The 9,824-nt window shown below is 72.6% G+C and carries 8 protein-coding genes; all 8 read left to right on the top strand.

The window, feature by feature from the left end:
* Nucleotides 1-210 precede the first annotated feature (210 nt).
* The 8 genes from mreD to MPTA5024_RS30655 all read left to right on the top strand — a co-directional run bounded on the left by mreD (nucleotide 211) and on the right by MPTA5024_RS30655 (nucleotide 9,551).
* Nucleotides 211-726 (top strand): rod shape-determining protein MreD, encoded by a 516-nt coding sequence (mreD, locus tag MPTA5024_RS30690; protein WP_051458864.1) that lies wholly within the window; start codon nucleotides 211-213, stop codon nucleotides 724-726.
* Nucleotides 723-2,786 carry a penicillin-binding protein 2 gene (mrdA, locus tag MPTA5024_RS30685; protein WP_036330714.1) on the top strand — a complete coding sequence of 688 codons (2,064 nt, stop codon included), beginning with the start codon at nucleotides 723-725 and terminating at the stop codon, nucleotides 2,784-2,786. The genes mreD and mrdA overlap by 4 nt, the downstream gene beginning before the upstream one ends.
* 12 nt (nucleotides 2,787-2,798) lie before the next feature.
* Complete coding sequence (rodA, locus tag MPTA5024_RS30680; protein ID WP_051458863.1) at nucleotides 2,799-3,968, top strand: rod shape-determining protein RodA; 1,170 nt, start codon at nucleotides 2,799-2,801, stop codon at nucleotides 3,966-3,968.
* Between the two features lie 145 nt (nucleotides 3,969-4,113).
* Complete coding sequence (locus MPTA5024_RS30675; RefSeq protein ID WP_036330713.1) at nucleotides 4,114-4,362, top strand: hypothetical protein; 249 nt, start codon at nucleotides 4,114-4,116, stop codon at nucleotides 4,360-4,362.
* A 54-nt stretch (nucleotides 4,363-4,416) separates the two neighbouring features.
* The gene (locus tag MPTA5024_RS30670; protein WP_157099812.1) at nucleotides 4,417-5,850 is read left to right on the top strand and encodes a hypothetical protein; all 1,434 of its coding nucleotides are present in this window, start codon (nucleotides 4,417-4,419) and stop codon (nucleotides 5,848-5,850) included.
* Nucleotides 5,847-6,740 carry a phosphotransferase family protein gene (locus MPTA5024_RS30665; RefSeq protein WP_051458861.1) on the top strand — a complete coding sequence of 298 codons (894 nt, stop codon included), beginning with the start codon at nucleotides 5,847-5,849 and terminating at the stop codon, nucleotides 6,738-6,740. Before MPTA5024_RS30670 ends, MPTA5024_RS30665 begins: the two co-directional genes overlap by 4 nt.
* 18 nt (nucleotides 6,741-6,758) lie before the next feature.
* The gene (locus tag MPTA5024_RS30660) at nucleotides 6,759-8,681 is read left to right on the top strand and encodes a TIGR03960 family B12-binding radical SAM protein (protein WP_036330712.1); all 1,923 of its coding nucleotides are present in this window, start codon (nucleotides 6,759-6,761) and stop codon (nucleotides 8,679-8,681) included.
* Nucleotides 8,682-8,780: 99 nt separating this feature from the next.
* Nucleotides 8,781-9,551: a TIGR03936 family radical SAM-associated protein gene (locus MPTA5024_RS30655; protein ID WP_036330711.1), complete on the top strand. Its 771-nt coding sequence runs from the start codon at nucleotides 8,781-8,783 to the stop codon at nucleotides 9,549-9,551.
* The last annotated feature ends 273 nt before the right edge of the window (nucleotides 9,552-9,824 follow it).

The following is a 9,824-nucleotide window of genomic DNA, read 5'->3' as shown; positions in this document are numbered from 1 at the left end:
CCGGACACGCGGACCGCCCACCGGTCGAACGCGGATACCGCGCGGGCGGTCACCCCGACCCGCCCCGGCGCCGCGGCGCAGGATCGGGCGCGGCCCCCAGCGGCCGAGGCCACGTCCGGCCGTCAAGGGGACACCTCGCACGGGCGCCGGCCCGAGCCGCGGGCGGCGCCGGCGCACCAGGCGCGCGGGCGTGACGGGAGGGCCTGACCCATGCTGCGCAACCTGACCGCAGCGCTGCTGCTCGTCGCCGCCCTGGTCCTTCAGGTGAGCTTCGCGAACCGGCTGCTGGGCTCGTTCGCGCCCGACCTCGTCCTGCTCACCGTGGCCGCGCTGGCCGTGCTGCGCGGGCCGGTGCCCGGCGCCGTCATCGGCTTCTTCGGGGGGCTCGGCTACGACCTGCTGCCCCCCGCCAACCACACGCTGGGGCAGTACGCGCTGGTGATGTGCGCGCTCGGGTACGTCGCCGGCCGGACGGGGGAGCGGCTCCCCCTGCTCGCAGTGCTGCTGTGCGCCGTGGCCGAGCCGGGCCTGGCGGCCGGGCTCGGCGCGCTGATCGGGAGCCCGGGGGTCACGTGGACCGTCCTGCGGACGGCCTGGCCCCGGGAGGCTCTGTGCAATCTCGTGGTCGCGCCGCTGGTGCTGCGGGCGGTGACCGCCCTGCACAGCCAGAGGAGGCGCGGCGGCGGTGGTGAGCTCGTGACGAGCTGGAGACGGGGGACGGCATGACACGGTTGCGGGGGCGGCTGTTCGCCCTGCAGGTGATCGTCATCGCGATGATCGTGGTGCTGGTCGTCCGGTTGTGGCAGGTCCAGGTGGTCCAGGGGCCGAAGTTCGTGACGGTGGCCACCGAGACCCGCACCCGGGAGGTCCGGGTGCCGGCGCTGCGCGGGGCGATCCTCGACTCGTCGGGACGGCCGCTGGTCGTCAACCGCAGCACGCTCGTGGTCTCCGTCGACAGGTCGAGCCTGGAGCGCATGCCCGACGGCGGCGACGCGGTGCTGCGGCGGCTGGCCGCTGTGCTGAAGAAGCCGGTGGCGCAGCTCAAGCAGCAGATCCGGGCGTGCGGGCCGGGCGTCGCCCGCCCCTGCTGGCCGGGCTCGCCGTACACGCCGATCCCCGTCGCGAACCACGTGAACATGCGCTCGGCGCTGCAGATCATGGAGCGGCAGGAGGACTTCCCAGGCGTGACGGCCGAGATCGAGTCGTTGCGCGACTACCCGAACGGCAAGGACGCGGCCCAGATGCTCGGCTACCTCCAGCCGGTCACCGAGAAGGAGCTGGAGAAGCGCGAGGGTCTCAAGGCCAACTACTCGGGCGTCGACCTGACCGGCCGCGACGGCCTGGAGGCCGTGTACGACTCGGCACTGCGCGGCACGCCCGGTCTGCGGCGGGTGCAGGTCGACCGGATGGGCAAGGTCATCACGGTCGACCAGCAGTCGGCGCCGACGGCCGGCGACATCCTCATCACGAGCATCGACGAGAAGGTCCAGCGCGTCGTCGAGAACTCGCTCGCCCAGGCCATGCAGGAGGTCCCGCAGTCGGACGGCGCGGCGGCGGTGGTGCTCGACGTCAAGACCGGCCGGGTGATCGCCATGGCCAGCCGGCCCACGTACGACCCGGCGGTCTGGACGGGCGGCATCTCCGAGAAGGACTACCGCTGGCTCCTGTCGAACAAGTCGGGCAAGCCGCTGATCTCCCGGGCGCTCAAGGGCGAGTACGCCCCCGGTTCGACGTTCAAGATCAGTTCGGCGTCGGCGATGATCGCGGACGGCGAGCCGCTGCACGGGACCTACCAGTGCCCGAGCTCGTACAACGTGGCCGGCCGGGCGTTCGGCAACGCGGGCGGCATGAGCCTCGGATCGATCTCGCTGCACGAGGCGCTGGTCAAGTCGTGCGACACGGTCTTCTACCGGGCCGGCTACGAGGAGTGGCAGCGCGACGGCGGCAACAAGCCGAAGCCCCACACGAAGGAGCCCATGGCGAACATGGCCCGTGCCTTCGGGTTCGGCAAGCCCACCGGCATCGACCTGCCCGGCGACTCGCCCGGCCTCATCCCTGACCGGACGTGGAAGCACAACCTGTGGACCAGCACCAAGGACCAGATGTGCCGCCGGGCCAAGACCGGCTACCCGGAGATCAAGGACGAGGCCCGCGCCGCCTTCTCGAAGCGGCTGGCCAACGAGAACTGCCTCGAGGGCTTCCTGTTCCACGCGTACGAGGCGGCGAACTTCTCGATCGGCCAGGGCGACGTGCTCGTCACGCCTCTCCAGCTGGCCCGGGCGTACGCCGCGCTGGTCGGCGACGGCAACGTGCGCAGCCCGCGCGTCGGCTGGGCCCTGGTGCGGCCGGACGGGACCCTGGTCAAGGAGATCCCGGTGCCGATCGTGAGTCACCTGCCGGTCAGCGACGAGACCCGGACCTACATCCGCAAGGCGCTGTCGGAGGTGCCGTCGGACGGTACGGCGGCGGCGGCCTTCCGCGGGTTCCCGATGAACGTCGTGAAGATCGGGGGCAAGACCGGTACGGCCGAGGTCTGGGGCAAGGAGGACACGTCATGGTTCGCCTCGTTCGCGCCGGCAGACGACCCGCGGCTGGTGACGGTCGTGATGGTGTCCCAGGGCGGCTTCGGCGCCGCGACCGCCGCCCCGGCCGTACGGCGGATCTGGGAGGGCATCTTCGGACTCGGCAAGGGCGAGGACAACAAGCCGGTCAAGGCGGCGATGCCGGACGGGCGGCCGCCCACCCGGCTGCCGGTCATCCGGAAGGACGGGACGGTCGCGCAGTGAGGGAGGCCCGCCATGCCTGAGGCCATGAGTGTGGGACGCGGTTCCCTGGCGAAGCGGGCGGTCGGCCGTGGCGCGACCGTGTGGAAGATGGACGGCGTCCTGTTCGCCGCCGTGATCGCGCTCAGCGTCATCGGGACGCTGCTCGTCTGGTCGTCCACCCGGATGTGGTCGTCGGCCGAGCCGACCGGGTTGCTGAAGAAGCACGTGCTCAACGTGTGCATCGGGCTGGCCCTCTACAGCGCCGTGGCCGTCTGCGACTACCGGCGGCTGCGCACGTGGGCGCCGCTCTTCTACGGGGTCGCCCTCCTCGGGCTCCTGCTGGTCATCACCCCCATGGGGTCGACGATCAACGGCCACCACTCGTGGATCATGCTGGGCGGCGGGTTCGCGGTTCAGCCGGCGGAGCTCGCCAAGCCCGCCCTGGTCGTGATGCTGGCGCGGCTGCTCTCGCCGACCGCCGAGGGCACGAAGGACCGGCCGACGGCGATCGGCGTGCTGCTGTCCCTGGCCGCGCTGGGAGGCGCGGCGGTTCTGGTCATGCTGGAGCCGGACCTCGGCACGACCATGGTGCTGCTGGCCACCACTGCCGGGGTGATCGTGTTCGCGGGGGTGCGTAAGCGGCTGGTCCTGCTGGCGGTGGGGCTGGCCGTGGCGGGCGCGGGCGCGGTCTGGTCGCTCGGGCTGCTGAAGCCCTACCAGGTGGCCCGCTTCACGGCGCTCATGGACCCCTCAAGCGACCCGCGGGGCGTGGGCTACAACAGCACCCAGGCACTGGTCGCCGTGGGCTCGGGCGAGGTGTTCGGCAAGGGGCTGTTCCACGGCGGGCAGACCACCGGGCGGTTCGTCCCCGAGCAGCACACCGACTTCATCTTCACGGTCGCGGGGGAGGAGCTCGGCTTCGTCGGGACCGTCACCGTGGTCCTGCTGCTCGGCGTCGTGCTGCTGCGCGGCCTGCGCATCGCCCGCGCCTGCGACGACCGGTTCGGCGCGCTCGTCGCGGGCGGCATCGTCGCCTGGATGGCGTTCCAGACCCTCGTCAACGTCGGCATGACCATCGGCATCATGCCGATCACCGGTGTGCCGCTGCCGTTCGTCTCGTACGGAGGCACCGCGACGTTCGCGAACATGATCTCCGTCGGCATCCTCCAGGCGATCCACGTACGGAGGCCGTTCGCCGCCTGAACGGCGTCGGGTGAACGGCGGCCGGGCGGCATGAGAGCGCCTCGCAGGGTTCCTGGCTCCCGCTCTCACTGGTGTGCGCACCGTCAGGCGAACACCATGGGAACGGAACTGGTTCGGGGGCTGAACGAACCATTACGGAGGAACCGTGACTCCGGACGACGAGGCGCGCCAGCGCGAGCGCGCCCTGGAGATGCTGCGTACGGCCTTCCCCGACTACCGGATCGTCTACGGCGGGGGCCGCTGGGCGGCCGCCGCGGCCGGCGACCCGCCCGCGGTGTGGTTCGCCGAGACGCCGGGCAGCCTGTGCGGGCAGCTGTTCATGGCCCAGCTCAGGAACGGGGGGACGATGGCCCCTCTCCGGGCGAAGGAGAGCAACTCGCAGTGCACGGGGTGACCGGTTCGTGACGTTGACGACGCTAGCGTGCGGGTGTCACCCGATGGAGAGCCGATGACATCACCCCCACGCGGCGGCGACCGGTCCGCCATGCAGGTCGCGACGACAATCCGCGAGCGCACCCTCGCCGGCCTGGGCGAGCCGCCGACGACGGCGGTGTTCCACCAGATCGCCGAGGAGATCCACCTCTGCTGCCCGCAGCTGTCGCGGTTCAAGTGCCTCCGCCTCGCGCACGGCTGGACGGTCGAGGAGGCCATCGAGCGCTTCCACGCGATGTGCGACCGCGAGCAGATCAAGCGCAGGGGCCTGACCGAGCGGTCCTGGCGGGAGTGGGAGGCCGGGGCGCGGCCCGACCGCGAGTACACCGACCTGCTGTGCCGCCTGTACGAGACCGGGCCGGTCCAGCTCGGCTTCGCCCGGGACTACACCCCGGAGGAGCTGCGGCGGCCCCGGGTCACCGCGCCCGACCTGATCACGACGGCCGCCCAGGAGGCCAGCGAGCACGCCGAGCGGGTGGAGACCAGCGAGATCGGCGACAGTGCGCTGGAACGGCTGCGCACCCAGGTCATCTGGCTGGCCAGGCGGTACGTCTGGGAGGCGCCGCTGCCGCTGTTCGTGGAGATGCGGGCGCTGCAGGAGCAGGCCCGCCGCGCACTGGAGCGGCGCATCCACCCCGCGCAGGCGGGTGAGCTGTACTTCCTCGCCGGCGCCCTGAGCGGGCTGATGGCCAACGCCAGCATGGACATGGGCCGCCGGGTGCCGGCCGACACCCTCGCCCGGGCCGCCTGGACGTACGGCAGGGTCGCCGGGCACCCGTCGCTCATGGGGTGGGCGCGCGGGATGCAGGCGTCGGTCGCGCTGTGGGACAAGCGGTACGAGGACGCGGCCGGGTACGCCGGGGACGGCCTCACCCATCTGTCACGCGGGCAGGGCGGCGCCCGCCTGCACATGCTGCGCGCCCGCGCCGGCGCCATGCTCGGCTGGACCCGCGAGGCCGAGGACGAGCTGCTGCGGGCGGCCGACGCCCGCGAGTCGGGCGCGGGCGACGAGCTGCACGACGGGTTCGCGGGCGAGTTCGCCTTCCGCCCCGCCAAGCACGCCTACTACTCGGCCGTGGCCCACCTGCACCTCGGGCAGCCCGCGCTCGCCATCGAGCGGGCCCGCACCGCCCTCGACCTGTACGCCGGGGAGGACCGGCAGAACCGGTCGTACGGCTGCGAGGCCATGGCAGGGGCGCACCTCGCGGTGGCCCACCTGATGGAGGACGACCCCGAGGGGGCGGAAGAGGCCCTCACGCCCCTGCTCGAGCTGCCGCCGGAGCGCCGGATCGACAGCCTCGCCGAGACTCTCCAGTCGACCCGCCCCCTGCTGAGGGGGCCGCTGGTCGACCGGCTGGAGGGGTTCTGCGCCGTCGGGCTGCCGGAGTCGGCGGCCCGGGCCCTCCCCGAGGCCGCCGGTCACGCCCCGCACCAGGAAGGCCGTCCATGACCGTCTCCACCGTCGCCGGCACTCCTCCCGCGCTCGCGGAGGCGTGCCGCCAGGCCGGTCTGAGCAGCGCGGGGGCGCGGCTGCTGCGCAGCGTCGCCAACGTGGTCTACCACCTGCCCGCCGAGGGGGTCGTCGTCCGCCTGGCCGAGGCGACCGCGCCGGGCAAGCTCGACCGGCTCGTCACCTCGCTCAAGGTCACCCGGTGGCTGCACGAGCAGGGCTTCCCCGTCACGCGCCCGCTCGACGTCCGGCAGCCGGTCGCCGCCGAGGGCTGCCTGGCGACGTTCTGGCACTACGAGGAGTCCGGCCCGGGCGGCGGCGCGGAGGCCGACCCGGCGCCGCTCGGCGTCCTGCTCCGGTGGCTGCACACGCTGCCGCCCCCGCCGTTCGCGCTGCCCACGTACGACCCCTTCGGCCGGATCCGCCGGGCCGTCCGGGCGAGCCGGGTGCTGGCGGACGACGAGCGCGAGTGGTTACTGGAGCGGAGCGCGGGCCTGGAGGAGGCGTACTACGAGCGCGTCGGGTTCGCCCTGCCGTACGGGCTGATCCACGGGGACGCGCACCGCGGCAACCTGATCCGCACCCCCGAGCGACTGCTGCTGTGCGACTGGGACTCCGCCAGCGCCGGGCCGCGGGAGATCGACCTCGTGCCGACGCTGCAGGGCGTGAGGTTCGGGCTGTCGGACGACCAGCGGGCCGGTTTCGTCGAGGCCTACGGGCACGACATCCGGGACTGGCCCGGCTACCCGGTCCTGCGGGACATCCGCGAGCTCCAGACGCTCACCGCCGTGCTGCGCAACGCCCACCGGGACGAAGACGCCGAGGCGGAGCTCAGGCACCGCCTGTCGTCCCTGCGGGCCGGTGACGACAGGACCTGGCACCCCATTTAGAGCCGATACCCTGGACCCATGTCTGTCGAGTCGTTGTTTCCCCGTCTGGAACCGCTCCTGCCGAAGGTGCAGAAGCCGATCCAGTACGTCGGGGGTGAGCTGAACTCGACGGTCAAGGACTGGGACGAGGCGGCCGTCCGGTGGGCGTTGATGTACCCGGACGCCTACGAGGTCGGCCTGCCCAACCAGGGGGTGCAGATCCTCTACGAGATCCTCAACGAGCTGCCCGAGACGCTGGCCGAGCGCACGTACGCGGTCTGGCCGGACCTCGAGGCGCTCATGCGGTCCGAGGGCGTCCCGCAGTTCACGGTGGACGCCCACCGGCCGGTCCGCGCCTTCGACGTCCTCGGGGTGTCGTTCGCGACCGAGCTCGGCTACACCAACCTGCTGACCGCCCTCGACCTGGCGGGGATCCCGCTGGAGGCGGTCGACCGGACCGACGAGGACCCGATCGTGCTGGCCGGGGGCCACGCCGCGTTCAACCCCGAACCCATCGCGGACTTCCTCGACGCCGCCGTCCTCGGCGACGGCGAGCAGATCGCCATCGCGATCAGCGAGGTCATCCGCGAGTGGAAGGGCGAGGGGTCGCCCGGCGGCCGAGACGAGCTGCTCATGCGCCTGGCCGAGACCGGCGGGGTGTACGTCCCGAAGTTCTACGACGTCGAGTACCACCCGGACGGCCGCATCAAGCGCGTCGTCCCCAACCGCGCCGGGGTGCCGTCGCGGGTCTTCAAGCACACGGTCATGGACCTGGACGAGTGGCCCTACCCGAAGAAGCCGCTCGTCCCGCTGGCCGAGACCGTCCACGAGCGGTTCAGCGTGGAGATCTTCCGCGGCTGCACCCGGGGCTGCCGCTTCTGCCAGGCGGGGATGATCACCCGTCCGGTGCGGGAGCGGTCGATCACCACGATCGGCGACATGGTCGAGGCGGGCCTGCGGGAGTCCGGCTTCAACGAGGTCGGGCTGCTGTCGCTGTCGAGCGCCGACCACTCCGAGATCGGCGACATCGCCAGGGGCCTGGCCGACCGCTACGAGGGCGGCCAGGTGGGCCTGTCGCTGCCGTCGACGCGGGTCGACGCGTTCAACATCGACCTGGCGGGTGAGCTGTCCCGGGGCGGGCGCCGCTCCGGGCTGACGTTCGCCCCCGAGGGCGGGTCCGAGCGCATGCGCAAGGTGATCAACAAGATGGTCACCGAGGAGGACCTGATCCGCACCGTCACGACGGCCTACGGGCAGGGGTGGCGGCAGGTGAAGCTCTACTTCATGTGCGGGCTGCCCACGGAGGAGGACGTCGACGTCCTCGGCATCGCCGACCTGGCCAAGAAGGTCATCAAGGCGGGCCGCGAGGCGACCGGGTCCCGTGACGTGCGGTGCACGGTCTCGATCGGCGGGTTCGTGCCCAAGCCGCACACGCCGTTCCAGTGGGCCGCCCAGTGCGACCACGAGACGGTCGACCGGCGGCTGCGGGAGCTCCGCGACGCCCTCCGCGGCGACAAGGAGTACGGCCGGGCCATCGGGTACCGCTACCACGACGGCAAGCCGTCCATCGTGGAGGGCCTGCTGTCGCGCGGCGACCGCCGCGTCGGCAGGGTCATCCGTGCCGTCTGGGAGGACGGCGGGCGGTTCGACGGCTGGAGCGAGCACTTCTCCTACGACCGCTGGATGGCCGCCGCCGAGAGCGCCCTGGCCGGGGAGCCGGTCGACGTGGACTGGTACACCACGCGCGAGCGCGACGAGCACGAGGTGCTCCCCTGGGACCACCTCGACGCCGGGCTCGACCGCGAGTGGCTCTGGCAGGACTGGCAGGACGCGCTGAACGCCGGTGAGGTCGAGGACTGCCGCTGGACGCCCTGCTACGACTGCGGCGTCTGCCCGACCATGGGGACGGAGATCCAGATCGGCCCCACCGGGAAGAGGCTGCTGCCCCTCACCGTCCTCTGACGTGCCCCCGCCGGTGACCGGCCTATTCTGTAAGACGACGAGATCGGAAGGACGACGGCTCTGAAGAAACCCGTTCCCGAGGGGCCTGCGCCCGAGCCCGTGGCGCAGCGCCTGCGCGTGCGCTACGCGAAGCGGGGGAGGCTGCGCTTCACCAGCCACCGCGACATCTCGCGGGCCGTGGAGCGGGCGGTCCGGCGTGCCGGGCTGCCCGTGGCCTACAGCGCGGGCTTCAGCCCCCACCCCAAGATCTCCTACGCCGGCGCCGCCCCCACCGGGGTGGCGAGCGAGGCGGAGTACCTCGAGATCGGCGTCAGCAGGCCGTGCGATCCGCGGAGCGTGCTGGCCGACCTCGACGCCTCGCTGCCGCCGGGCCTGGACGTGGTCGACGTCGTCGAGGCGCGATCCGGGACGCTGGCCGACCGGCTGGAGGCGTCGGTGTGGGAGGTGCGCCTCCCCGGGGCCGACCCGGCGGAGGCCGAGGCGGCGGTCAAGGAGTTCTGGGCGGCCGACCTCGTCGAGGTCGAACGCCTGACGAAGAAGGGGATGCGCCGCTTCGACGCCCGGCAGGCCGTGCACGCGCTGGCCCTGACGGACGAGGCGGCGGACGGCGGCATCGGCGAGGCCGCCGGGGCTTCGGGGAGAACGGCAGGTCAGAAGCCCGTTCAGCCGTGTGTCATACTTCGTATGGTTGTTCGGCACGAAACACCTGCCGTACGGCCCGACGACGTGCTCACAGGTCTGCGTCTCGTGGCCGGCTTCGCGCCGCCGTCGCCCCCAGAGGTGACCAGGCTGGCGCAGGGGCCGCTCGACGCCGTGACCGGTGAGCCCGCCGACCCGTTCGACCTCGATCGGGCCGGTGGAGACCGATAAGACTTGCCGCCGCGGCACCGACAGGAGGCCCGGCGGACCGCGAGAGACGAGAGCCTCCGCGCGGCGCGGAGACGTGCCCGGAGGCTGACGGGAGAGCGCCCGCATGCTCGAGAACGAGCCCACTGACGGGGCTGTGAGCCTTGACGGTGACACGACAACTGAACGCAGCGACAGCGCCGCCGGGACGAGCGTCCCGGCCGGCCGCGCGACCACGCCGTCGCGCCGCCGTGCGGCGAGCCGCCCGGCCGGGCCTCCGCCCGAGCCGGACGACCT

The organism is Microbispora sp. ATCC PTA-5024 (assembly GCF_000511135.2).
In the GTDB taxonomy this organism is placed as follows: domain Bacteria; phylum Actinomycetota; class Actinomycetes; order Streptosporangiales; family Streptosporangiaceae; genus Microbispora; species Microbispora corallina.
This window is presented reverse-complemented; position numbering and strand designations above follow the sequence as displayed.